The 23,868-nt window shown below is 44.2% G+C and carries 25 protein-coding genes and 1 pseudogene; 13 read left to right on the forward strand and 13 right to left on the reverse strand.

All coding sequences use genetic code 11. The features are described from left to right. Window positions 1-3 precede the first annotated feature (3 nt). The 10 genes from rplB to LJ740_RS21715 all read right to left on the reverse strand — a co-directional run bounded on the left by rplB (window position 4) and on the right by LJ740_RS21715 (window position 5,674). The gene (rplB, locus tag LJ740_RS21665) at window positions 4-828 is read right to left on the reverse strand and encodes a 50S ribosomal protein L2 (RefSeq protein WP_229531227.1); all 825 of its coding nucleotides are present in this window, start codon (window positions 826-828) and stop codon (window positions 4-6) included. 14 nt (window positions 829-842) lie between these two features. Continuing rightward, the gene (gene rplW / locus LJ740_RS21670) at window positions 843-1,142 is read right to left on the reverse strand and encodes a 50S ribosomal protein L23 (RefSeq protein WP_229531228.1); all 300 of its coding nucleotides are present in this window, start codon (window positions 1,140-1,142) and stop codon (window positions 843-845) included. Then, entirely contained in the window at window positions 1,139-1,744 is a 606-nt protein-coding gene (gene rplD / locus LJ740_RS21675) for a 50S ribosomal protein L4 (protein ID WP_229531255.1), read from the reverse strand. The genes rplW and rplD overlap by 4 nt, the downstream gene beginning before the upstream one ends. Window positions 1,745-1,761: 17 nt before the next feature. After that, window positions 1,762-2,400 carry a 50S ribosomal protein L3 gene (rplC, locus tag LJ740_RS21680; protein WP_229531229.1) on the reverse strand — a complete coding sequence of 213 codons (639 nt, stop codon included), beginning with the start codon at window positions 2,398-2,400 and terminating at the stop codon, window positions 1,762-1,764. A gap of 18 nt (window positions 2,401-2,418) precedes the next feature. Next, on the reverse strand, window positions 2,419-2,730 hold the full coding sequence (rpsJ, locus tag LJ740_RS21685; RefSeq protein WP_229531230.1) for a 30S ribosomal protein S10: 312 nt from the start codon (window positions 2,728-2,730) through the stop codon (window positions 2,419-2,421). A 221-nt stretch (window positions 2,731-2,951) separates the two neighbouring features. Next, on the reverse strand, window positions 2,952-3,164 hold the full coding sequence (locus LJ740_RS21690; RefSeq protein ID WP_229531231.1) for a hypothetical protein: 213 nt from the start codon (window positions 3,162-3,164) through the stop codon (window positions 2,952-2,954). 81 nt (window positions 3,165-3,245) lie between these two features. Further along, window positions 3,246-3,422, reverse strand: a complete 177-nt coding sequence (locus LJ740_RS21695) for a hypothetical protein (RefSeq protein ID WP_229531232.1) — start codon at window positions 3,420-3,422, stop codon at window positions 3,246-3,248. 17 nt (window positions 3,423-3,439) lie between these two features. Beyond that, window positions 3,440-3,601, reverse strand: a complete 162-nt coding sequence (locus tag LJ740_RS21700) for a hypothetical protein (protein ID WP_229531233.1) — start codon at window positions 3,599-3,601, stop codon at window positions 3,440-3,442. A 1,249-nt stretch (window positions 3,602-4,850) separates the two neighbouring features. Then, the gene (locus LJ740_RS21710; RefSeq protein WP_229531234.1) at window positions 4,851-5,096 is read right to left on the reverse strand and encodes a hypothetical protein; all 246 of its coding nucleotides are present in this window, start codon (window positions 5,094-5,096) and stop codon (window positions 4,851-4,853) included. Window positions 5,097-5,446: 350 nt separating this feature from the next. Next, on the reverse strand, window positions 5,447-5,674 hold the full coding sequence (locus LJ740_RS21715) for a hypothetical protein (protein WP_229531235.1): 228 nt from the start codon (window positions 5,672-5,674) through the stop codon (window positions 5,447-5,449). A gap of 302 nt (window positions 5,675-5,976) precedes the next feature. Between LJ740_RS21715 and LJ740_RS21720 the strand changes: the two genes are divergently transcribed. Together LJ740_RS21720 and LJ740_RS21725 are read left to right on the forward strand one after the other, a co-directional pair. Next, window positions 5,977-7,200 carry a hypothetical protein gene (locus tag LJ740_RS21720; RefSeq protein ID WP_229531236.1) on the forward strand — a complete coding sequence of 408 codons (1,224 nt, stop codon included), beginning with the start codon at window positions 5,977-5,979 and terminating at the stop codon, window positions 7,198-7,200. Between the two features lie 391 nt (window positions 7,201-7,591). Next, window positions 7,592-9,747, forward strand: a pseudogene (locus tag LJ740_RS21725) (ATPase, T2SS/T4P/T4SS family). 54 nt (window positions 9,748-9,801) lie between these two features. Here the strand turns inward: LJ740_RS21725 and LJ740_RS21730 are convergent. Both LJ740_RS21730 and LJ740_RS21735 read right to left on the reverse strand, forming a co-directional pair. Further along, window positions 9,802-13,080 (reverse strand): FG-GAP repeat domain-containing protein, encoded by a 3,279-nt coding sequence (locus LJ740_RS21730; RefSeq protein ID WP_229531237.1) that lies wholly within the window; start codon window positions 13,078-13,080, stop codon window positions 9,802-9,804. A 118-nt stretch (window positions 13,081-13,198) separates the two neighbouring features. Beyond that, complete coding sequence (locus LJ740_RS21735; RefSeq protein ID WP_229531238.1) at window positions 13,199-13,495, reverse strand: CDGSH iron-sulfur domain-containing protein; 297 nt, start codon at window positions 13,493-13,495, stop codon at window positions 13,199-13,201. A gap of 91 nt (window positions 13,496-13,586) precedes the next feature. Here LJ740_RS21735 and LJ740_RS21740 point away from each other — a divergent pair, with 91 nt between their 5' ends. The 11 genes from LJ740_RS21740 to LJ740_RS21790 all read left to right on the forward strand — a co-directional run bounded on the left by LJ740_RS21740 (window position 13,587) and on the right by LJ740_RS21790 (window position 22,469). Further along, window positions 13,587-14,783, forward strand: a complete 1,197-nt coding sequence (locus LJ740_RS21740; RefSeq protein WP_229531239.1) for a DUF819 family protein — start codon at window positions 13,587-13,589, stop codon at window positions 14,781-14,783. A gap of 267 nt (window positions 14,784-15,050) precedes the next feature. Next, the gene (locus LJ740_RS21745) at window positions 15,051-15,551 is read left to right on the forward strand and encodes a hypothetical protein (protein WP_229531240.1); all 501 of its coding nucleotides are present in this window, start codon (window positions 15,051-15,053) and stop codon (window positions 15,549-15,551) included. A 91-nt stretch (window positions 15,552-15,642) separates the two neighbouring features. Continuing rightward, window positions 15,643-16,413: a type 2 periplasmic-binding domain-containing protein gene (locus LJ740_RS21750; RefSeq protein ID WP_229531241.1), complete on the forward strand. Its 771-nt coding sequence runs from the start codon at window positions 15,643-15,645 to the stop codon at window positions 16,411-16,413. 114 nt (window positions 16,414-16,527) lie between these two features. Then, window positions 16,528-17,592, forward strand: a complete 1,065-nt coding sequence (locus LJ740_RS23380; RefSeq protein ID WP_229531242.1) for a helix-turn-helix domain-containing protein — start codon at window positions 16,528-16,530, stop codon at window positions 17,590-17,592. A 142-nt stretch (window positions 17,593-17,734) separates the two neighbouring features. Next, window positions 17,735-18,883: a nuclear transport factor 2 family protein gene (locus LJ740_RS21760; protein WP_229531243.1), complete on the forward strand. Its 1,149-nt coding sequence runs from the start codon at window positions 17,735-17,737 to the stop codon at window positions 18,881-18,883. Between the two features lie 177 nt (window positions 18,884-19,060). Next, on the forward strand, window positions 19,061-20,170 hold the full coding sequence (locus LJ740_RS21765; protein WP_229531244.1) for a pepsin/retropepsin-like aspartic protease family protein: 1,110 nt from the start codon (window positions 19,061-19,063) through the stop codon (window positions 20,168-20,170). A gap of 160 nt (window positions 20,171-20,330) precedes the next feature. Further along, window positions 20,331-20,597: a hypothetical protein gene (locus LJ740_RS21770; RefSeq protein WP_229531245.1), complete on the forward strand. Its 267-nt coding sequence runs from the start codon at window positions 20,331-20,333 to the stop codon at window positions 20,595-20,597. A 2-nt stretch (window positions 20,598-20,599) separates the two neighbouring features. Continuing rightward, on the forward strand, window positions 20,600-20,917 hold the full coding sequence (locus LJ740_RS21775; protein WP_229531246.1) for a hypothetical protein: 318 nt from the start codon (window positions 20,600-20,602) through the stop codon (window positions 20,915-20,917). Window positions 20,918-20,930: 13 nt separating this feature from the next. Then, a complete protein-coding gene (locus tag LJ740_RS21780) occupies window positions 20,931-21,170 on the forward strand; it encodes a colicin E3/pyocin S6 family cytotoxin (RefSeq protein WP_229531247.1) in 240 nt (79 codons plus the stop codon). Between the two features lie 8 nt (window positions 21,171-21,178). Further along, on the forward strand, window positions 21,179-21,493 hold the full coding sequence (locus tag LJ740_RS21785) for a hypothetical protein (RefSeq protein ID WP_229531248.1): 315 nt from the start codon (window positions 21,179-21,181) through the stop codon (window positions 21,491-21,493). After that, window positions 21,486-22,469, forward strand: coding sequence for an ImmA/IrrE family metallo-endopeptidase (locus LJ740_RS21790; RefSeq protein ID WP_229531249.1), 984 nt, complete (start codon window positions 21,486-21,488; stop codon window positions 22,467-22,469). The genes LJ740_RS21785 and LJ740_RS21790 overlap by 8 nt, the downstream gene beginning before the upstream one ends. 518 nt (window positions 22,470-22,987) lie before the next feature. Here LJ740_RS21790 and tuf read toward each other — a convergent pair. After that, window positions 22,988-23,868, reverse strand: an 881-nt coding sequence (tuf, locus tag LJ740_RS21795; protein WP_229531250.1) for an elongation factor Tu, incomplete at its 5' end; no start/stop codon positions are given.

Here is a 23,868-nt window from a genome sequence, read left to right on the forward strand (position 1 = left end):
CTATTACTTGTTACGACGACGTACGATGAACTTATCAGTACGCTTATTCTTACGTGTTTTTGCACCTTTAGTCGGTTTACCCCAAGGAGAAACCGGATGACGACCACCAGAGGTACGGCCTTCACCACCACCATGTGGGTGATCAACTGGGTTCATTGCAACACCACGTACGGTAGGACGAACGCCTCTCCAACGGGTTGCACCAGCTTTACCTAAAGAACGCAACATGTGCTCAGCGTTTCCAACTTCACCGATTGTCGCACGACAATCAGAAGGAACTTTACGTACCTCACCGGAACGTAAACGCAAGGTAACGTATGCACCTTCACGCGCCAAAATCTGTACATATGCACCAGCAGAACGCGCAATTTGCGCACCTTTACCAGGCTTCATCTCGATAGCGTGTACAACAGTACCTACCGGGATGTTACGCATTGGCAAAGTGTTACCTGCTTTGATAGGCGCATCAGCACCAGACAAGATTTGATCGCCGGCCTTCATGCCTTTAGGGGCTAAAACGTAACGACGCTCACCATCTGCATAACATACTAAAGCGATGTTAGAAGTACGATTAGGATCGTATTCAAGACGCTCTACTCTCGCAGGGATGCCGTCTTTATTACGTTTGAAGTCAACAATACGGTAGTGTTGCTTGTGACCGCCACCGATGTGACGAACAGTGATACGACCACCGTTGTTACGACCACCAGACTTACTTTTCTTGTCCAGCAAAGGTGCATAAGGTGCACCTTTGTGCAAGTCAGGGTTAACGACCTTTACAACGTGACGACGACCAGCAGAAGTCGGCTTAGCTTTCATTAATGCCATGTCAATAACTCCTATTACTCACCGCCACCGACGAAGTCGATGTCATGACCTTCTTTCAAAGTAACGTAGGCTTTTTTCCAATCCTTACGCTTACCAGTGCGCAGACCGTGACGCTTGGTTTTACCCTTCACGTTTACAGTGCGTACGCCAGCAACTTCAACTTCAAACAAAGACTCAACAGCGGCTTTGATTTCAGCTTTAGCAGCATCAGTGGTTACTTTGAAAACCAATGTGTTATTCAGTTCTGCAGAAACAGTGCTCTTTTCAGAAACGTGAGGAGCAAGAATGACTTTTAAAAGACGTTCCTGGTTCATGCTAATGCCTCCTCTAATTGCTTCACTGCATCTTTAGTCATCAAAACTTTTTCGAATGCAATCAAGCTAACTGGATCGATACCCTGTACGTCACGAACATCTACTTTGTAAAGGTTACGTGCAGACAGGAACAGATTCTCATCAACTTCAGAAGTCACGATTAATACGTCTTTCAGTTCCAGCTGCTTAAGCTTAGAAACCAAATCTTTAGTTTTAGCAGTTTCAACACCGAAGTTTTCAACAACTATTAAACGCTCTTGACGAACTAATTCAGACAGGATGCTTTTAATCGCACCACGGTACATCTTACGATTTACCTTCTGGCTGTGATCCTGAGGTTTTGCCGCGAATGCGCGACCACCGCCAACCCAAATTGGGCTACGGATTGTACCAGCACGTGCACGGCCAGTACCTTTTTGACGCCATGGCTTCTTACCGCCACCACGTACTTCAGAACGCGTTTTTTGCGCTTTGCTACCCTGACGGGCACCCGCTGCATAAGCAACACATACCTGGTGAACCAGAGCTTCGTTAAACTCACGGCCAAAAGTAGCTTCTGAAACTTCAAGTGCGCCTTGCGCATCTTTAATTGCTAATTCCATCATCTATCTCCCAGACCTTACGCTTTAACCGCTGGTTTAACGATTACATCACCACCGGTAGAACCAGGGATAGCACCTTTAACCAGAAGCAGGTTGTTTTCAGCGTCTACTTTAACGACTTCCAGAGACTGTACAGTAACTTGTTTGTTACCTAACTGACCGGCCATTTTCTTACCTTTGAAAACTTTACCTGGTGATTGGTTTTGACCAATAGAACCAGGGGCACGGTGTGAAAGAGAGTTACCGTGAGTCATACGCTGAGAACTGAAGTTCCAACGCTTGATTGCACCGGCAAAACCTTTACCTTTAGAAGTACCAATTACGTCAACCAAGTTTGTGTCAGCAAAGATCTCAACAGTGATCTCTTTACCTACTTCCAGGTCAGTGCCTTCTTCAGCACCTAAACGGAATTCCCACAAACCACGGCCCGCTTCAACGCCAGCTTTAGCAAAGTGACCTGCTGCAGCTTTATTAACACGGTTAGCCTTTTTTGTACCAGCAGTTACCTGCAAAGCGCGATAGCCATCTTTTTCGGCAGTACGAAGCTGTGTAATACGGTTAGGGGTAGCTTCGATAACAGTCACAGGTACAGAACCGCCTTCTTCAGTGAAGATACGAGTCATACCTACTTTACGACCGATTAATCCAATCGACATTTTTTACACCCTCTCTCTTTAGCCCAGGCTGATTTGAACATCAACGCCGGCAGCCAAGTCCAATCTCATCAGAGCGTCGACTGTTTTGTCGGTAGGTTCGATGATATCGACCAAACGCTTGTGAGTGCGAATTTCATACTGATCACGCGCATCTTTGTTTACGTGAGGTGAAATAAGAATGGTGTAACGCTCTTTGCGAGTAGGAAGTGGGATAGGACCACTTACTTGCGCACCAGTACGTTTGGCGGTGTCTACAATTTCCGCTGTAGACTGATCAATTAATTTATGATCAAACGCTTTTAAGCGAATACGAATTCTTTGATTAGCCATCGACCAAAGCTCCAAACGATAAAGAACAAAAAAATACACTCCTACCGCCCTATTATTGGGGGAGGGGTGCCTATATAACGATGACCTCCAATTGAGGCCCTGTTAGTTCCCAAACGCCTTATAAATAATGCATTCAGGGACTGGTTCTATGAACTCAGTGGGCGCGCATTATACGCATGTTTAATATTTGTGCAAGGGTTATTTGCAATATAAGGCTACTATTATGACTGAACTTGTTGCTCTTCCACGGCATTACTATTTGCCGCCTTATTTCGTTGCTCTAACAGCTCTGCCAAAATCCATAACAGCAGAAAATTTTGAAACTCTGCCAGTTCAAATGAAATACCATCCACAAAAAACATTTTATACAAAAGGGAAAGCAGATTCATAATTGCCAGCCCTAAAATACTATACTGAATAAATTTCGCTTTCATTTTCTATCTCCTATGAAGGCAATCCTTGACGGACTGCCTATTTTTCACTGAAAGTTCGGAAAGTTAGACTAAAGCACCATCTTAGTGTGTGGCGTCATAAAATCCGTTTCCTAATGCAGTGCCAAAAGACATTGCTGCGTCTATCATTGAACCGTATAAAAAAATTGCTCCTGCCACTGCCCAAGGGCCAGCAGCACCACAAATTTCATCGATTGCTTCACTGTCCAGTTCTGTCATTTTTTGTTCAATATTTTTCATATTCTACTCCTTTTCCCTTATAACATTGCCAAATCATCGATCCAGCGGTCACTGATCATAACGTTTCTATAAAAATACCCTGCTGCAGAACCTACCGCGTAGCCTAATGAACTGGCTACATCGTCAATAATTCCAGCACCATTCACTTCATCAATTTCTTCAAACGTTAACTCGTTCATATTCCATCTCCTTGCCAACGTCGCTGCGTTGGACTGTTTATTTAACATTTGTGTCAACCATTGACACACCACCATGATGGCAAATAATTTTCCGCTTGTAACCTGTACCAAAGTACAGGTTTTCACCGCAAATTTTCTTTGCTTTAGGGATGTGCATACACGTTTCAGGGCTGGGAAGCGGTTAATGTTTGCGGGATATACGGGGAAGAAATAGGAATATTGCGCACCGGGACTTTCGTATGCTTTACATGATTATGGCCGAGTTGCCAGGTTAACACTTCAGTAGAATGGGTCAGTACGATTGCCAGCACTGTGTCACTCTCATTTTTTAATGTAGATACTATGATTTAAGATGACTTCGCCACAGACAGGCTCAGTAAATCGAAGGTTCAATACATTTTACGGGTGATGCCTTTTCTTTAGTCTTTCACATGCCAAAAATAAACGTAAAGCAGCCCGCTACAAAACAATAGAATGGTAACCAGTAACGGCTCACATAGCCCATAATTCCAACACCGATTGCATCCAGCCAATAAAGCAACGCCTAAACTGCCCACTATCTATTTGCGATATTACACGCGCTACAGTGTCATGAAGTGGCAAGCCGCTTTTGAATAATCCCTTAACGGCAAATGTAATATAAGATCACAGACGCTTACTATCATCCAGGATTGTTAGCGATTCAAACCTCAACTAAACGATTTATGTTCATGATCTTGCCCTTGGGTTCGATAGACACGAATATCCAACCTTAAGATGGTCCCTTGTATTAACTATAATAGTGCTTGCTTAACCAGGAATACTTGATACGCAATACAAGCAGCCAGGAATGATTATGAATTATTTTGCACATTTTTAAGAATTACCTTGAACGCCAAAGCAGTGGCAAATAATCCCCATTTCGCCAATATTACAGCTGGAACAGCATACATCTCATACCCGAGGAAAATGGCTAAAGCGGCCCCTTCAACAATGCATGAAATTTCAAAAAAGGATTTCTAGTTCATATTCACGATGTTTTTTGCTTTCTGATAGGTTGTATATTGTTTAACAGGCCGTTCTTTAATAAATGAACATAAGCCTACAAACGAATTGGCCGTATCGCCTGGTCAACACATAAGTACAATGGGCCGTATGATTGTCGACGAAATAAATTCATCACCGGAAATTTACTATTTAGTCTTTCACAAACCAAAAATAAACATAAAGCATCCCACTACAAAATAACAGAATGGTAACCAGTAAAGGCTCACTTAAACCATAACTGAATACCAGAGAACAAGACACCGATGCCAGGCATATGAGATACAAAACAATGCTCTTTTTTATCTTCCGCCAGGCTAATAACATCATATAAATGCTCAGTATTCCTAAAGCACAAGCAACCAGGTGCTTTCCACAATACAATGATGTAACGATAGAAAACATCAATAGTAAAACTGCACAAAGCTTGAATAAAGCGCAAAGTACAACTGTCTGTTCCCTGATATTTCATTTCCTTGCTAATGTCGTTGAGTTAGATTGTAAATTTAAAGTTTGTGTCGCCCATTGACACAACACCAAAAAAGGCAAATATTCCCCCTTGCGATTTATGGTAAAGTACAGGTTTTCCTCAGGCAGAATGCTCCGTCTGCATTAAGGATGGCCATATACCTTTCTAGATTGGCAAGGGGTCAATGTTGATGGCATTAATTGGTCCTCGATGCCCGGCAACACTCGCTAAATACACAAACAGTATAATTTTTGCGCTCCCCAAAAAATGACGGGTAAGCATATTTTGCTTAAAAACCTAACAATGCCCCTACCATTGCAAAGAACCGCAATAAATATACATCTATCGTTTTTTCAGCCACCGTCTGCCTGCCCCTTTCGTCTCTGAATAAACAATACCTCCAAAAATAAGGTCAGGCAGAACACCGGAATATACCAGGGCACCACCTCCCAAAAAGCCGATTCAGACTTATCAGTGAAGTAATCAAGTAAACTTGCCAGCAATGCCAATGTACATGCACCAAATGCGATATAAATGATAATTTCCACGTACTGATCCTTTATCGCTGGTCTCTTGATCATGGATTTACTCCCCCAATAATATCGTTTACTCTGCTACTCAATCCGTCATTCTATTTCGTTGTTGCTGGTATGTAACCTGTACCGAAGTACAGTTTTTGCTTGTTTTGATGTGCGCCAAAACACTAGAATATTCGCGTTACACCTCAAGAGATAGTGCATTGCAATTCATAAAAGAACCCTCAAAGGTTGAGCCAGCTACCAGAGTGCCGGTGAAAAAGAGCCCTCTGATCATGATTTTTTTGGTAATATTTGCTGTTTATCTTTGCTCTCCGATTATGACGTCCTTTGACTCGAGGTGGAGTGTGCACACCAGCCTGAGTCTTTGGCATGAGGGCAATGCAAACCTGAACGAATACCAGTCCCTACTAGAAACGCAAAACCACTACGCAATAGAGAAAATAAACCACAGTTATTACTCTATTTTCCCGGTGGGAACCTCATTGTTGTCAATGCCATTCGTGGTGATTGCTGACGAAATTTTTAGCTGGACAATGCGCCACTCAGAAATGGCCAAAAACAGTGCAATCGAAATTTTGGCAGCCCGAGGAATAGAGACTGACAATCCGACGTTGATTCATATCCATCCACTAATAGAAAAGGTAATTGCCAGTTTTTTTACTGCTCTATGCTGTGTTTTTATGTATCTGATCGCGAGACATTATTTAACCTTGTCAGGTTCCTTGATGTTTGCCACATTATTTGCGTTTGGAACCGCAGCCTGGTCCACAACGAGCAGAGCCTTGTGGCAACATGGGCCTTCTATGTTATTGTTAGCCATAAGCCTGTACCTGCTTATTCAAGCTAAAAACAATGTAAAACTCGTCAAATTTATAGCGATACCACTCGCTCTGGCATTTATCGTCCGCCCCACCAATGCGATCCCCATTGTCTTTTTTATGCTGTACATAGGCCTAAATCATCGCTCGGAGTTTTTTCGCTTTATCGCCGTTGCAGTGCCATTCGCCCTGTGTTTTTTTATTTTCAATTACCTGAGCTTTGATTCACTATTGCCAGGCTATTACAACTCCGGCAGAGTGTTTGCCAGCGAACACTTTGTGGAGGCAATGGCTGGAAACCTGATAAGCCCGGCCAGAGGGCTTTTGATTTACAGCCCTTTTCTTTGTGTGGCTTTATATCATTTGCTGTGCCGTTCAAGGTTTGACAAACGCAGTTTAGATGGCTACTTCGCGCTGATAATTGTTTGCCACTGGATAGTTATTTCCAGCTTTCCTCATTGGTGGGGTGGGCATGCTTATGGCCCAAGATTTTTTTCTGACGTTTTACCCTTTCTGTTTTATTTTTTGATTTTCCCAATGAAACACATCCTGCAGTCTGAACGTTTTTTGAAACCAGCATTTGTGCTTTTTTATTTACTTGGAATTGCATCAGTGTTGATTAATTTCCGAGGAGCCTGGCACAAAGACGTTTATTTATGGAATACCAGCCCAACAGATATAAGCAAATCTCCGGAACGCATCTGGTCCTGGCAAGACGCTCAGTTTCTCAGAAAGTCTGCCGAAGATTAGACTTTAACCTGTAACTTGATGCCACTTACAAATACTCACCGTATTCCTCAACGCCGTCGAGCATGATTAGTTTTGCCCAGTAACTTAAACCTGTGTCATAGTGACAGTTACGAAATATGAAGAAATGAATACTCACTTCGCGCTTTGATAAGCAACCTGTACCGAAGTACAGTTTTGCACGTTGCGCATTGACGATAAACTGAGCAATCGGAATAACTTTTGATAAGGAATCGTCATGAAAGTAGTAAGCTCAGCTATAGTTAACAGTGTTATTGCTCATGAAATAAAACTAACAACAGAGGAATGCATTTACAGAATGATTAATGACCAGGTTCGACAAGATGATCTTCTGAAAAAAATCGACGGTTACCTTGAACAACACGAAACGTTGATGGATGCCTATCAGAAGTTAGAGCCCATCATCCTTAAGTTGTTTGGGGCCGAGCGCATGAGTATCTTTCAGCGCCGCCGTCAGCATCAGGATCTGGTCGCCCGATTTAAAACCGGCAATGAAATTCGCGAAATCAAAGTAGCTATCAGTCCGCAATCAATTGCGGGTTATGTTGCACTGAGCCAGTTACCCTTAATCATTAACGACCCATACAACGCCGAAGAGCTCAGAGACATTCACCCTCGCCTTAAATTCGCAGACAAATTCGATAAGTCCAGCTCGTTTAAAACGAAAAGCATTTTATGTGTACCGATCATGAATGCCGGTGTCATACTCGGGGTGATGCAGGTGATCAACAAACAACGCGGCGATTTTAACGACGCTGATTTGCGCCTGGGTAAAGGCCTTGCGGATATGCTGGGCAACAAATTCCGGTTTGAGTTAGGAGGCACAAAACAACCTTTCCAATACCTGGTACACAGAGGATTGATTCAGGAATCTGTACTGGACCCGCTGATTGAAAGTTGTAAGGACCAAAAACATCTGATTCAGCGATTAACTTCAGAACATCGCATCCCGGAAAACGAAATAGGCCAGGCGCTGTCGATTCACTATCAGGTGCCCTGGCTGGACTATTTGCCTGATAAATATCATCTGTTCCAGAACGAAAGCCGGTTAAATGCTTCCTACCTGAAACGCAACCTGGTCGCCGTGATTGCCGATACCAGAGAAAACCCGATTGTAATCATGGCTGAACCCAATAATGCTGCGTTGTTGATGGAAGTGGAATCGGCATTAGGTATAGAGCATTACGAAATCTCGGTGGGGCTACCCAATACCGTGCTGCAATACCTCGGTGAAGCCACCGCGGTGACAGCAAGGGTCCCGGCGAGATGGACGAAATTCTCGATGAGATCAGCACCAGCTCCGATGAACATGAAGAACTGGTGGATGAATTATCTGACGATGCTCCCGCAGTGGTGCGCCTGGTGAGCCGTATCTTGCATGATGCCAAACGTATTAACGCTTCAGATATACACATAGATGCCGAAAAAGGCGGACCCACCCGCGTCAGAATGCGTGTTGATGGTGTGTGCCGCGATATCACTCAGTTACCGGCATCCCACCACAGTGCCGTGATAGCGCGCATCAAAATTATGGCCAATCTCAATATTGCTGAAAAACGCGTTCCTCAGGATGGAAAACTGGCCTTCCGAATGCAGGGCAAACCGGTCGAAGTGCGGGTTGCCACCATTCCCACGGTAGCGGGTGAAGGCGTGGTTATGCGTATCCTGGCGGCCGGTGGCGCTATGCCGATGGATAAGATGAATCTGAGTCCGCGCAATACCGACATGCTCAAAACCATGATAGTTAAGCCGCATGGTATTTTGCTGGTTGTGGGTCCGACAGGTTCAGGTAAAACCACAACACTGCATGCCATACTAGGCCATTTAAACACCCCTGAGAAAAAGATCTGGACGGCCGAAGATCCGGTAGAAATCACCCAACCAGGCTTGCAGCAAGTTCAGGTGAGCCCCAAAATTGGCTTTACCTTTGCCAACGCCTTGAGAGCTTTTTTACGGGCCGATCCTGATATTATTCTGATTGGTGAAATGCGGGACAAAGAAACCGCCCATGCCGGTATCGAAGCTTCGCTAACCGGTCACCTCGTATTATCCACACTGCATACCAACTCCGCACCGGAAACCATTACCCGTTTATTAGATCTCGGCCTGGATCCGGTTAACTTTTCAGATGCTTGTGTCGGTATCTTAGCGCAACGCCTGATCAGAACCCTATGCAAGAACTGTAAAGAGGAATATCCGGCCACCGACGCGGAAGTGGGATTTGTAAAACGTCAATATGGCGAAGATAAACTCGAAGAGATTGGCTTTAAAGAACCATTAAAGTTACACCGCGGTAAAGGCTGCGAAGAATGCGGTGGAACCGGTTATAAGGGCCGTACCGGCGTGCATGAATTGCTCACCATGACTCCGGAATTACGAGCTCTCGTGTATAAAGAAGCATCGGTTTCAGCCATGGCGAAACAAGCCACCACAGACGGCATGCGAACCCTGGTTCAGGACGGCCTGTACAAAGTACTTAAGGGTGATACCGATATCGCCCAGGTGCAGATAATTTCAGGGGTTGAATAGCACATTTCCCAATTTGAAAACTTAATATAGAGGGAAAGACCAGGTCTTTCCCTTTTAGTTTGTACTACTGGTAATTGTGGTGATCAACTCGGAGTTTTCATCACCTGTGTTGTATACACCATCAGGACCTGGCGTATAATCTGAGTGCACCATGTCCAGCAAGCCATCACCATTTAAATCAATGGGATAAGCCTTCTCGCCCCAGTATCTTTGTGGTTGTAACAAAGTAGGGTCCTGTACTTCAAAAGTTCTGTCGGCCTTTCTGATATAAAGGTACGGCGAGTTCTCATCAATATAGGCAGAACCTGCCATTATCAAATCTTTCAGACCGTCGTTATTCATATCCGCAAATATCAATGGCAATGGCATGTTGATATTGCGACCATAAAAAGAATAGATTTCGGTGGTTAAAGACTGATCAGCAAAATAGGTATCGGTTTCATCGGTAAATTCACCATTACAATCACTGATAAGTGCTTGTAAATACCTGCCGGTGTTACCCGCCGACGGATCAGCGTTAGTATTGCCACGCTCATGTGCCAGCACCAGATCTTTGGCACCGTCACCGTTGAGATCGCCTACAACCAAAGACTTCACATAGGTGTAGTCATCGTTCCACTCGACGCCAGGCAAGTGATGCACGTCCTGTTTTCTGAAATATCCAGAACCATTGTTGTAGGCTATTTTATTAAAATTGAATTCCTGATTATTATCGATGCGTTTTAATCGTCCCATGACCAAATCAGGAAAACCATCGCCATTCATATCTTCCAGTTTGTGATAAATGTATCGCCAGTAATATTGATACTGCTCACCTCCGTGAAGAATCTCTGTGGCGATTCGATTATCGTAATCTACGCTGAAATTGCCACTGCCATCATTTATGAGAAAGTGCCCCACGATGTTGTCGTAACCACCGCCACTTTCAACAAAGACATCAATATCATCATCGCCGTCAATATCACCCCAGGTAACGCCTTTACTGTGAATATGATCATTGCCGGTTGATGCAAGATAGGCTTCTGCCAACTGGGTGGAAACCGTGTACTTGCCTTCCTCATTGCTCATCAGCACAACCGGGGGCTCGCCGTAATAACCACCGCTTGGTGCTTGTCCGCGATCCAGGTTACCTCCATCCATAATGACAAAGTCCACCATGCCATCGCCATTAAAGTCTGCTGTAGCCGCCTTTGGTGCATGGATGCTGACCTCAGTATCGAGGTAATTAGAAGTGACATCAGTAAAACTACCATCACCATTGCTTTGCAGGAAAATCAGCGCCGATGGCTCCAGTGAGTTATTGTCTTCACCACCTACCAGCAAATCGGTCAGTTGATCATCGTTTAAATCACCGGCATACAGGTATTGGTCCGCCAGGCCCAGCGCAGAAAAATTAGATGCCGATTCAGTGGTATAGGTAAACTGATTAACATTGACGTCTAAATTTAATGGCTCGGGTGCCTGGCACTGCAGATTAAACACAACTTCCGAGGATAGATTAATAATGCTGACCGTAATTGTATCAGACGCGGTGTTGCCGTCAGCATCAGTAACCTGCACTTGCAATACTGCATCTTCACTCGCATCAACTTCTGGAGCAACCACGGTTACGGTGAAAAGATCAGTGTCTGAAAGTTCTAATGAAACGCCAGACAATTGGCTCCAGCTAACCTGATTTAATCGATTATCAGGATCCACCGCTGTAGCAGTTAATTGCAGGGAATCTCCTTCGTAAAGATCAACATCGTCCGGAGCTGTAACGTTAATCTCCCATTCACTACCTGGATCGGTAGGCTCATCAGGTCCATCTTCATCGTTATTCAATACATAAAGCGTTAACTTATCTGTCAAACTATAGCCATTGGCATCCTCTACAGTTACCAGAACTTCATGCAATAAATCTTCTTCTATAGCATCAAAAGTAACGTTGGTAGACAAGAGTTCAGGGGTCTCAAAATAAACACCACTTTCAGTGAACGTACTCCAGCGAACTGAAGTAAATACATTGTCAGCATCCACCAGGGTTGCATCTAGTAAGGCCGTCTCATCTTCTGTTACTGTAACGTCATCGCCGGCATCCAGATAAATATCGTTTTGACTCGCCAGAACTGAAACAGCAACATCCTGGTAGGCGCTATTACCACTCTGGTTACTGACAGTGATTCTGAATGTCAGTGTTTCTGATACGTCAAGATCGGGAGCATTTATTTGAATTCGCGGCGATTCCGGCTCAAATAAGGCAACAGTTGTACCAGATATTTGTTGCCACAAATAGCTGATGGATTCACCCTCGGGATCTTGAGCGGAAGCTTCAAGCACCACTAATGAGTTCTCATAAACAAACAAGGATGTTTCGGTCTCAATGGAAGGATCATACTCCTCCGGCACTGTAACTGGTGCAACCATTGCCATTCTGGTTGCGATAGGTGATGCTAACGGGATATCGGTATCCTGTTTGCCAAAGTGATGGCGCTCTGTCACTCCATCAGAACTGCGCAATATGTATTGATACTGGTTTGAGGCTCTCCTGACCGCGATATCAGCTTTTCCATCTCCGTCATAATCCGCCACAACAGGAATATCAGTGCTTTGTTTACCAAAGTGATAGCGGCTGATGCTTTGGTCCCTGCTGTTTAATACATACCAATATTGATTAGAAGGACGACGCACCGCCACATCAGCTTTGCCGTCCCCATCGTAATCCGCTGGCACCGGAATATCTTCCACCTGTTTGCCAAAATTAAACCGTTGGATCTCACCATCGGAGCTATTCAGGATATACCACATTTGATTGGAAGCTCGGCGAACTGCCACATCAGCTTTACCGTCACCATCATAATCAGCCGGAACCGGGATATCTTCAGATTGTTTGCCAAAATTAATTCGTTGGATCTCACCATCGGAGCTGTTCAGGATATACCACATCTGATTGGATGGTCTTCTGACCGCGATATCTGTGATGCCATCGCCGTCATAATCCGCGGGAACCGGAATGTCATCGGCGTTTTTACCAAATTGAACTCGCTGTAACTCACCGTCAGAACTATTTTTTATGTACCAGTAAAAGTTAGAAGGGCGTCTGACTGCAACATCAGCGATACCGTCACCATCAAAATCGCCGTTAACAGGAATATCATTCTCGTGTTTACCGAATTGAAGCCGTTGTAACTCCCCATCTCCACTATTTTGAATGTACTGAAAATAGTTGCTGGCTCTTCTGACTGCGACATCCGCTTTACCGTCCCCGTCAAAATCCAGGTCAGTCGCATTCGAAGTGGTTGCACAAAATGCCGTAGCAATAAAAAGGAAGTGGCGAAGCAAGCCTTTGGTCATCAGATTACGTCCCTATAATTTCTATCGAGGAATTTAAAAACACAAAAGCGGGAGTATAGATTTTCACCGATTTAATGCAAGTTTCTCTGCATATTCAGCGGTATAGCAGCAGAGCAATCTAATCATAACGTCGATAATAATCCTCTCTGCCCCCACCAAATTTAAACTGATGAGTACCATCACAGAAAGGCTTGTTGCCGGTACCTGAACAACCGCAAAAGTGTTCCGTTTTTGTTTCTGTAGCGACATATTTGAAAGGCTGATACCGGGTTCCCTGATGTGTGCCATCGCAGAAAGGGACTGTGGCGGTTTTTCCGCAAGAGCACCAAAGATAGGTCTTGCCCTTTTCCACTTGTACCGCTACCGGGCGGTCATTTGAAGGTGAGTTGGGCGGAGTTGAACTTGACTGAGACACTAACTTATTTCCATTAATTCTTGCCGATTTCTGGTAAAACCAGTCGTGAAATGGCTTAATACCCTAATTGCAGTTTTAGAATAAAAACAAAATGAACTCAAGTCTAATCCCCGCTGATCACCATTTCGCTGTGTTAGCCGCGCTTTTCGCCATCGCATTTTTTGGTTTTTGGGCTGAAAAACAGCATTGGGGCAAACTGGTAACAGGTACGGTATGGGCTATTTTGGCGGCGATTATTGCCTCCAACCTGAACATCATCCCCAAAAGCGCTGACGCCTACAGCTTTGTGTTTCGCTTTCTGGTGCCTGCGTTAATCCCCTTGTTCCTTATTAATGCCAATGTTAAGCGCATTATCATGGAAAGCGGACGCGTAGGATTAGGGTTTATTCTGGCCTGCCTTGGCTCTGCAGCCGGCGCCATTATAGGCATCAACCTGCTGGACTTGGGCGCTCGGGAAGCTGACTTAGCGGGTATATTTACCGCTACCTACACCGGAGGTTCTGTCAACTACGCAGCAGTTATCCAGTCTACCGGTTTTGATGATGCCAACATTATTTCCGCCGCGACAGCGGTAGACAACCTGATGAGTGCGCTGTTTTTGGCGATTTTAGCCATTATGCCCGCTTCAAAATGGTTAATGGAAAAATATGCGGTTCGTAACCACGAACTGGAAGAAACCCGCCCTTACTCACAAAGCAGCCAAAAAGTAACGGGCTTTAGCTTAGCGGCGGCATTAACCTTTGCCCTGTCGGTGGTGGCCTTATCTGACGCCACTGTCATGTTGCTGGAAAATCAGTTCCCTGGCTATGAAATTGACCGCCTGCGTTATGTATTTATTACACTATTCTCAATATTACCTGCCACAGTAGCTCCTAAAGCCATGCACAAGTTGCAGGGCGGCGAAACTATTGGGATTGTGCTGGCCTTTGTATTTTTTGCCGCCATTGCCGCCGGTGCCGATGTAGTGAAGTTACTCAGCGTAGCGCCAATTCTTCTGGCCTTTGTAATCATATTACTGAGTATTCATGCTTTGGTGGTATTTGGCCTGGGTGCGGTTATTTCTCATTTAAGCAAAAAGTTTAGTAGCAACAATGAGAGCTTGTTCAGATTATCACTACCAGAACTCATCATTGCGTCCAACGCCTCAATCCTGGGTGCAACCACGGCGCCCGCACTGGCAATGGCCAGAGGCTGGCCTGCATTGGCCACACCGGGTATTTTAGCGGGTGTGGCAGGTTACATTGTCGGCACACCATTAGGATTACTGGTGGCTTCACTGGCCGGGTAGAACCGCTTTACAGCGTCAAACCACATGTATTGAAATACATTGTGAATAGCGCAAACCTCTGCTAGTTTAATAATTAACCAAAACTAAGGGGTTGGCGGTATTATGTTTAACAAAATCAGAAGCTTTTTAGGCCGAAAAACTGAGACACCAGCTGCGACTTCTCACGGCCCCTCTCCAGCTGCAAGCCATGCCACTCAAAGCCGTCAGGCATCGACAAGGCCAGCAGCCCCACCCGCTTTAGCCACGTCGAGATTACAGGAGAGTCCAGTGGCCAGCAGAAGCCGTAGTGGAGCAGTGATTGGCAGACCAGACACCTCCCCTGCTGCCCAACGGACAGCCACCAGTGCCGCTGTGGCACAATCTCGTCCATCTCCTGCAGCAGCCTCTCCGGCAGCTTCCCCAGTGGCAGCTCCAGCAGCCACGGACCATCGCCGTGTACAAAAGTCTTTCAAAAAAGGCGAACGGGTTAAAGCTGATGAATTTATGTCTATTGCAACCGCGGATGGCGCCCGGGATCTCAGGACGGCAAAAACCCGGGAAGTGTTGTTGAAAACCAGGCAAGGTGATGCAGATGGTCTCACCATGAGACACCGAAGTGGCAGTGTCACTGAATTACATTTAGCGCCAGACTCAAGTGAAGTGACAGGCGCAAAACACTATAGCAAAACCACAGGACAAATATCTGAAGTCAGGCCAGCCCACATGAGAGGTGCCGCGCAAAAGCAACTGAACAGGGTGGCGAAACGCAAAGATCACCGGGATTTATAATCCGGTGAAACCTTGCCCGGAAGTGGTTGAGGCCCCATAATCTGAGAATACAGCAGTTGCCAGCTCGGGCGTGATTATCATTCTGCGATTAATGTTGCTATTTGCAGTCCTTTTCTCAACTGCGACGGGGGCTCAACACAAAACAACCTACATAGTTGGCACGGAAAATATTGTCTACTTTCCCCACTATGATTTTGTCAAATCACGGGACAGCTATGTAGCCGCTTTGCTGACGCAATTCGCCGCCCAGCACAATCTCGAGATTCAATACGTCGCCTTACCCAATAAACGCCTGCATCTGGCACTGGAACAGGGTATTGTAGACTTTGCTTATCCCGACAATCCCAACTGGAAGAAATTGCCCAAAGACCCATCGTTAAAAAAGCACTTCAGCACCACAATAGCCGAAGCAACCGGCAGTACTATTGTCAGAAAAAGTGACATAGGTAAGGGATTGTCAGGATTCAACTCACTGGTGGTTCCATTTGGTTTTTCACCTATCAAATGGCTGACATTGATCAGCAATAAAGAGGTTAAACTGGTTGAAGTGGGCAATGCTATGCAGGCACTTGAAATGGTAGCACTGGGCAGAGTCAGTGGAGCGGATATCGAATATCATGTTGCCAGCCATTTGATAAAACGCCACAAAAAATTTCACAATCTGACGATGGATCCCGAACTCCCCTACGATATTGTGGGGTTTAAAATGTCCTCCTATCGTCACCCGGAAATACTGGAACAATTAAACCGGTTTATTGCAGCGAATCCTGAGCAAATTAGCTTACTGAAAAACCAGTACCAGTTGTTCTCTGCTGAGCAGATAATTAATAGTCAGCCGAAAAACAACATAGGCAAAAATTGAGCCTGACTGGCAGAATCAAATAACACCAAGAAGTGTAAAATTCCGTATCCACAAATTCCCCTTTCTAACGGGAAACGGTAGCATGGGCTACCCGTTAACAAAATGACTTCCGGTGTGACGATTTCCTCTCAGTTACTTTTTTTCTTTAGCCTGCTTGGCGCCTTCAACGGCCTGCTAGTCTCTGCATGGTTATTTACCCGCAAGCCAGCCAGTTTGGCCAGCCGTTTTCTGGCGTTATTACTGCTTATGATCAGTGTACGTATCGGTAAATCCGTGTTTTTATTCTTCTCTACCGATCTGGCTGATATTTACCGGCAAGTGGGCTTATCGGCCTGCTTCTTGATAGGCCCCTGTTTGTACTTTTATTGTCGGACCGCAAGCTCTCAGCTTAACCGGGCGCCATTGGCCTGGCGTTGGCACAGCGCAGCGCTGCTCGCCATCTTACTGATTGCAGGCCTGGTGTTCCCCTATGGCAGCAATTCTCCCGAATTTAACCGTTTGATGTACCAGATCATCAACTACAGTTGGTTAATATACCTGTTGCTGAGTTTACCGTTGGCCCTGCCAGCCATCAAAACGAGCTTCAGGCGCCATAGTCAAAGTGCCAACCTTAAGGCAAGGCAGAACAGTAATATTCTGGCTACAGCCTGGACGGGTACCTTTTGTATCTGGTTGGCTTATTTCACATCCAGTTACACCAGTTACATTGTGGGCGCATTGTCCTTTTCTTTTTTGCTGTATTTCAGCATCCTCTTAGCGATCTATGAGCGCAGAGGACAATTGCCACGCTATCAAAACAAGAAAATTCATCAACCTGTGGCGGATCATCTGGTCAAACAGCTCACTAAACTACTGGAAACCGAAAAGCGTTACATCGATGCCAACCTGACGTTGCCACAGTTAGCTAAGGAATTGAAAATCAGTGTGCCGCAACTTTCTCAGTTGTTGAACGATAACCTCAACAGCTCCTTTACGCATTTTATTAACCAGTATCGCATCGAAGAAGCAAAACGATTGCTATTGCAGATTCCGCCACTAAGCCTTGAATCTGTGGCAGAGCTTTCCGGATTTAACGCACAATCTACGTTCTATAGCGCCTTCAGACGTCAGGAGCACACCACTCCGGCCAAATTTCGCCAGAGGAACCACTCTAACATTATTACAGCTCAATCTAACTGAACCCCATTTTGTTATTTTCACCTCCAACGAAATCTCCGGATTTATAAACCCGTAATACTAATTTATAGCCTCAGGCGTATTCTGCATTCCGTTGTCATAGCATAGGCACCCTGGTTTTAATTGAATATTGCAAAGGTGTTTTATGCCAACGAAACTTTTACTCACGCTCAACTTTATATTTATTTTTTGTCTGAATGCTCAGGCAACGGGATCTGGAAATGTAGACACAATCTCAGAAACTGAACGTATTAGCATTACCCTAAACAATTATTTTCGGGGCACATCATTCAATCAACCGGAGGTTATCTCCCAGGCTTTTAACAAAGACGCTAACCTCTATCTGGAGAAAGCAGACATACCCAACTGGATTGTACCGGCAAAAGAATATATCCAGTGGTTTAAGGGGGAAAATCAAGGTCAGTACAATGGCCGCATTGGTGAAATACTTGCGATAGATATCGTCGGTAATATTGCCACCGCAAAAGCAGAAATACTCTATCCCGAGCGAAACTTGCGCATGATTGATATGTTCCTGCTGCGTAAACTGGATAATCAATGGCAAATTATCAGCAAAGCCGCGACCCGAACTGAAGAAACACGCAACGGAAAACGCATTCTGTTTATTGTTTCCAGTGCCGATTTTCATGGTGACTCCGACCTCGTCACCGGTGTCAGCTTCTCAGAGTTAGTAAACGCTTACCATACTTTTGAGCAAGGTGGTTACAATGTTGATTTTGTCAGTACACAGGGGGGTGCGATACCCTTGTCCTATATCAATACTTCCGATGAACTACACAAACACTACATCTATGATCAGGACTTTATGTATGCCCTGGCCAATACCAAACACCCAGCAGATATCAAACCTGAAAACTATAGCGCGGTACATTATGTGGGCGGTGGAAATGCCATGTACGAAGTGGCAGAAAACCAAACCTTGCAGGATATCTCCATGGCCATTTATCAAAAACACAACGGCATAGTTTCTTCGGTATGTCATGGCACCGCAGGCATTGTTAATTTAAAGCTGGATGATGGCAGCTATCTGGTTAAAGGCAAACGCATTAGCGGTTATCCGGACGAATTCGAAAAACTCAGCGCAGCCTACTATCAGGAGTTCCCTTTCTCTATCGAAAAAACCATCGAAGCCAGAGGCGGTGACTTCCGTTACGGTGGCCGCAGTGAGGCCTATGTTGAGGTAGATGGTCGCGTAGTCACCGGCACCAACTACCAGTCCAGTAAAGTGGTGGCTGAGAAGATCATGGCGATTTTAGATAAGGTGATGAACTAATTTCCCGTTTTATTAGGGGTCAGAGTATTTGAAATTGTGGACAAAAAAAAATTTTCAGAGACTCTGACTACTTTTTATGACTCTTTTCTAACTATAACAGAAAATATTTACACCCCATTTAACCCCTTTTGCTACATTGGCGCGTTACTCTCCAACAAAAAGAACAGAAACAATAAAATGAAATTCGCGCTTCCTATAATTTTAATAGGCTTGTTATTGCAAGGCTGTGCCATGCTGGCCCCTATACACTCTACGTCAGTATCCTTTCGTCTTTTGAACAATCACATTCTGGTGCCTGTCTCTGTTGAGGGGGTGGAAATGGAATTCATGTTTGATACTTCGGCAAAAAACACAGTATTACTTGAAAGAGCGCTAAAACAGCTACCAACGAAAAATGTCAGTGAGACAAATATCAAGATTGCTAAAGCTGAGCTAACAATACCTCTGGATAATTCCCTGAATACAACCATCAATGCCCAAAACAACAATAGCTATTTTGATGGAATACTGGGACAGGATTTTTTTCACAACAAAATTGTAGAAATCAATTACGATTCAAAAACCTTATCGCTATTTTCAAGACGCGCATTTAAGGACAACTTTATCCGTCGAACAACAGGTTGGGGAGCGATGCCATTGACGATAAACGACGGCACTATGTATGTGAATATGCCCCTCACTCTCGACAAGCATTCGCGTTATTTTGATTTTGCCATCGATACCGGATTAAACCTCGATCTGGTATTGCACAGCTCGATATTAAACGACCAATTAACACCAGAATATTCCTATACCACTCCCCATTTTGATTCAGAAGGAAAACAGGAATTTACAGTTTACCCACTGGATCGCACTTACCTTGATGATCACCCGATTGTATGGCCACTGGTTCACTCATATAAAGAGAAAGACACAACTTCAACAAAACAAAAAGGTGTTGTAGGCAATGCCATATTGTCCCGTTTTAATCTCATTATCGATGCAGCGGACGAAACCCTGTACTACCAGGAAAACCAACGACATTCTGTAAAGAACTTTCCGGATCGCAGTGGTATTACCGTAACCCCACATCCAAATGGCGCAAGAATCACGAGCGCAGATACTCCCGGTTCGAAACTTCTAAAGCAAAATGACATTATTCAGTCTTACGAAGGCATTACAATCACTGAAAGCACCTTCGATGGCTTCAGGTTAATGCTGTCATCTGAAGCAGAGCAACTCTGGGTGTGTTGGTTACGAGACGAAGAAAAACAGTGTGGTAATTTAGAGATGGGGTATCGGATGTGAAGATGAGGGCGTGAAAATCCCGTCAACCTGCTAAAGAACCAATAGGCACTTATTACCCCTAAATGTTTTTTTCTTTTCACTTCCCAAAAAGTGTGGCATGGTAGACTAAATATATTTAAATTTATTTTTAGTATACTTTTAATCTAAAACTAATTTTCACATGAATAAAAATGAAAAATTACGTCTTATCAAGGACTCTTTAGAGTCATCCCAATATAAGTGGAGAACACCTAGAGGAGTTTCAAAAGAGACGGGGCTAAAGTTTAGCGAAGTTTTAGAGCTACTGGAGAAATCTCCACAGTTTCAAAAGGCAAAAAAACCAAACAAAAGAGGGGAACCCCTTTTTACAACTCGAGAAAAATACAAAAAACAATCAAGTCCATTTACTAGAATAATATCTGCCCTGACGAATGAAGGAGGGCTTTAGCGGTGGCTTTAATTCCTGCAGAATTTATAAAACCGATTGTTATCGCATTAGCCGGAGGGCTATTTCTATCTATTTCAAACCTAGTTGAAGATAGTAAAAAATCAGAAAGTGAAAAAATTGAAAAAGATGCTTACTTCTGGCTTGCTTTTACATTTTGGCCAATTTCAAGTGCATTCTTATGTTTTTTATACTTGGACTCAGGCAACAAGTTAAGCTCATGGTTAGCCTTCCATATTGGCTTGAGCTCACCTTTAATACTCAAAACACTTACATCTGTCGCAGCCATCAACGAGAGTGCGCCTTCGGGTGCGGAAGAATAGAGAGAGTGGTAGAATGGGCGGGATACCAATTCCAAAGCGCGGCTATATTACGGCATTGAGTAAAATCGGTATTGAAAGTGGCAGAATACTTTTTAAAGATGAATTAGAAGGTATATTTTTTACTTGGGATAGTCTGCATGGAGAGTTAGAAGTCTTCAACAAGCGCGGAATTCATTTAGGAACGGTAAATGCTGAAACTGGCTTATGGACCGGAAAAGCTGTGAAAGGACGCAGGATTAGCAAGCAAAATTAGGTGAGAATATGAACTTTATTGACTTATGCCTATCTGGCGAAGCTTTTCTTGACGAAATAGATGACTATGTTGACAAATGGCATGAGGACGAAGAATCCCCGCAAGAATTGCACGAGTATCTTGGAATGACAGAAAAGGAATACGGTTACTGGATTTGCAAGCCCAGTTTACTTCCATTCATCATATCCAGCCGTGTGAACGGTTCTGAATTAGAAGAAGAGATGCAGCCTCATCAGTTTAGTTTAGCAGCCAGGGCCGAAAGTCTAGAAGAAGCAGAAAAAACAAGAGTGTGGCTGAAAGAGCTTGGTAAGTTAGATGAATGACTTAGCTACGTTAAGGCTTGCTCAAAAAGTAATATATCGTAATCAGCTCGAGCCTCCTTTTAACCTTCAAAATCTTGTTCAACAATATGCCAATGTTGAATTTATCACCTTCCCCGAAAACATCAGCGCCGACGGAATTAGCCTTGGACTAAAAATAAAGAAAAGACCTGACATACTTATCAATAATATCAAACCTGACACGAGGCAGACATTTACACTAGCGCATGAGTTAGGGCATATTTTGATTCCTTGGCACAAAGGAAACATAATCTCACACACTCAAGCGGCAATTGATAATTACAGATATTACAAAATAGAACAAGAAGCTAACCTATTTGCAGGTGAGATCTTATTTCCAACTGACTGGCTAATTATGAACCTTAAGAGGTTCGATAGTAAAATTGACTGGATAACTTATGTTTTAGAAACTTGCAAGGGTTCTCTAGATGCACTCTTGGTAAAAATTACGTATTTGCAGTACCCACTGATCGTTGCTTACGTTGGCTTTAACGATGATATAAAAATATACTCATCTAAAACAGCTCCGAAGTTTTATGGAAAGGTTGAGAGCCTCGATGATTTATCCAGAAAATTTTGCACTTACTCGTCATTTGAAGCGGGATATATTTGCGGCAAGGAGAGTTTAATAATTGACTTCGAGGGCTCTATAAGCAATTCAAACACATTTAAAGATTGGAGAACCGCACTAGACTTCTTAATTGAAAAAACCAATCTAGAGCATAAAAAAGGAAGTATAAACAGCATACTCGCTGTAGCATTTAATAAATATAAAGATTTAAGTTTACCGGATCTAGTTAATAACGTGTATCGCAGTTTTGATGGCCGACCAGAATTGGAAAGCCTTATTTTACAAAGTGAATTTTCTGATTATGTATATTTAAGATGCGAAGAAATGAAAGGAAACAATCATAAAAGTCGAAAAAGGAGAGCTCCAAAATTAAAAAAGAAAAAATAGTTCATTTTCTCTTCCGCAATTCCAAGAACGGCTGTCGACCTAAGTAAAAATGATTTTCTTAGTTGACCACTACAAACACGGCTTAGTATTTACCCTACATATTGACCCTTTTTTGTTCAAGTAATTGACGCAAACTCCCTTTGACGCGCAATAAACTTGGTCACCACGTAAAACAACGATGAGCGATATCAGGGAAGATACCTCAATCAATGCCCAGCACAGGGATTTGCTGTCATTGATGGTCGTCGTTGTTTTGATGTCGAAGTTTATGTCGTTGCGCGTCAGGGGCTGCGGGGGATTCTTAAGGGGGTCACTTCACTTCACTTCACTTCACTTCACTTCACTTCACTTCACTTCACAGCCGCTCCCCTTAAGGTGCCATCGGCACACCGATAAAATATGTTCAATTAGAAATAAGATGTTGATTTACAAATCGTTGTCGAGATAAATCTCGACCTACACAAACAAAAAAGGCCGCTTGCGCGACCTTCTTTTGGGATGGGTTGTAATCGTCGATATTAGTCGATGATTTTAGCTACAACACCAGCACCTACTGTACGACCACCTTCACGGATTGCGAAGCGCAGACCTTCGTCCATCGCGATTGGCGCAATCAGTTCTACTACGAACTTCAGGTTGTCACCAGGCATTACCATTTCTACGCCTTCTGGCAGCTCAACTGCACCTGTTACGTCAGTTGTACGGAAGTAGAACTGTGGACGGTAACCTTTGAAGAACGGAGTGTGGCGACCACCTTCGTCTTTGCTCAGTACGTATACTTCTGCTTCGAACTTAGTGTGTGGGTTGATTGAACCCGGCTTAGCCAGTACCTGACCACGCTCAACTTCGTCACGCTTAGTACCACGAAGCAGAACACCAACGTTCTCACCTGCACGACCTTCGTCAAGCAGCTTACGGAACATCTCAACACCAGTACAAGTAGTCGTTGTAGTTTCTTTGATACCTACGATTTCTACTTCTTCACCAACTTTGATGATACCTTGCTCAACACGGCCAGTTACTACTGTACCACGACCTGAGATGGAGAATACGTCTTCGATTGGCAGGATGAACGGCTTGTCGATGGCACGCTCTGGCTCAGGAATGTAAGAATCCAAAGCTTCGCCCAGCTCGATGATTTTCTTTTCCCACTCTGCGTCGCCTTCAAGCGCCTTAAGAGCAGAACCCTGGATAACGGGCAAGTCATCACCTGGGAATTCATATTCAGTCAGAAGTTCACGAACTTCCATTTCTACCAGCTCTAACAGCTCTTCATCATCAACCATGTCACACTTGTTCATGAATACGATGATGTAAGGTACGCCAACCTGACGACCTAACAGGATGTGCTCACGAGTCTGAGGCATAGGGCCGTCAGTCGCAGCTACTACCAGGATTG

The organism is Planctobacterium marinum, assembly GCF_020687805.1.
Classification (GTDB): Bacteria; Pseudomonadota; Gammaproteobacteria; order Enterobacterales; family Alteromonadaceae; genus Planctobacterium; species Planctobacterium marinum.

Excerpts from the sequence above, each read along its gene's own strand:
- rplB (WP_229531227.1), bottom strand. The coding sequence starts at position 828 with ATGGCATTAATGAAAGCTAAGCCGACTTCTGCTGGTCGTCGTCACGTT.
- rplW (WP_229531228.1), bottom strand. The coding sequence starts at position 1,142 with ATGAACCAGGAACGTCTTTTAAAAGTCATTCTTGCTCCTCACGTTTCT.
- rplD (WP_229531255.1), bottom strand. The coding sequence starts at position 1,744 with ATGGAATTAGCAATTAAAGATGCGCAAGGCGCACTTGAAGTTTCAGAA.
- rplC (WP_229531229.1), bottom strand. The coding sequence starts at position 2,400 with ATGTCGATTGGATTAATCGGTCGTAAAGTAGGTATGACTCGTATCTTC.
- rpsJ (WP_229531230.1), bottom strand. The coding sequence starts at position 2,730 with ATGGCTAATCAAAGAATTCGTATTCGCTTAAAAGCGTTTGATCATAAA.
- LJ740_RS21690 (WP_229531231.1), bottom strand. The coding sequence starts at position 3,164 with ATGAAAGCGAAATTTATTCAGTATAGTATTTTAGGGCTGGCAATTATG.
- LJ740_RS21695 (WP_229531232.1), bottom strand. The coding sequence starts at position 3,422 with ATGAAAAATATTGAACAAAAAATGACAGAACTGGACAGTGAAGCAATC.
- LJ740_RS21700 (WP_229531233.1), bottom strand. The coding sequence starts at position 3,601 with ATGAACGAGTTAACGTTTGAAGAAATTGATGAAGTGAATGGTGCTGGA.
- LJ740_RS21710 (WP_229531234.1), bottom strand. The coding sequence starts at position 5,096 with ATGAAATATCAGGGAACAGACAGTTGTACTTTGCGCTTTATTCAAGCT.
- LJ740_RS21715 (WP_229531235.1), bottom strand. The coding sequence starts at position 5,674 with ATGATCAAGAGACCAGCGATAAAGGATCAGTACGTGGAAATTATCATT.
- LJ740_RS21730 (WP_229531237.1), bottom strand. The coding sequence starts at position 13,080 with ATGACCAAAGGCTTGCTTCGCCACTTCCTTTTTATTGCTACGGCATTT.
- LJ740_RS21740 (WP_229531239.1), top strand. The coding sequence starts at position 13,587 with ATGAACTCAAGTCTAATCCCCGCTGATCACCATTTCGCTGTGTTAGCC.
- LJ740_RS21750 (WP_229531241.1), top strand. The coding sequence starts at position 15,643 with ATGTTGCTATTTGCAGTCCTTTTCTCAACTGCGACGGGGGCTCAACAC.
- LJ740_RS21760 (WP_229531243.1), top strand. The coding sequence starts at position 17,735 with ATGCCAACGAAACTTTTACTCACGCTCAACTTTATATTTATTTTTTGT.
- LJ740_RS21765 (WP_229531244.1), top strand. The coding sequence starts at position 19,061 with ATGAAATTCGCGCTTCCTATAATTTTAATAGGCTTGTTATTGCAAGGC.
- LJ740_RS21770 (WP_229531245.1), top strand. The coding sequence starts at position 20,331 with ATGAATAAAAATGAAAAATTACGTCTTATCAAGGACTCTTTAGAGTCA.
- LJ740_RS21780 (WP_229531247.1), top strand. The coding sequence starts at position 20,931 with ATGGGCGGGATACCAATTCCAAAGCGCGGCTATATTACGGCATTGAGT.
- LJ740_RS21785 (WP_229531248.1), top strand. The coding sequence starts at position 21,179 with ATGAACTTTATTGACTTATGCCTATCTGGCGAAGCTTTTCTTGACGAA.
- LJ740_RS21790 (WP_229531249.1), top strand. The coding sequence starts at position 21,486 with ATGAATGACTTAGCTACGTTAAGGCTTGCTCAAAAAGTAATATATCGT.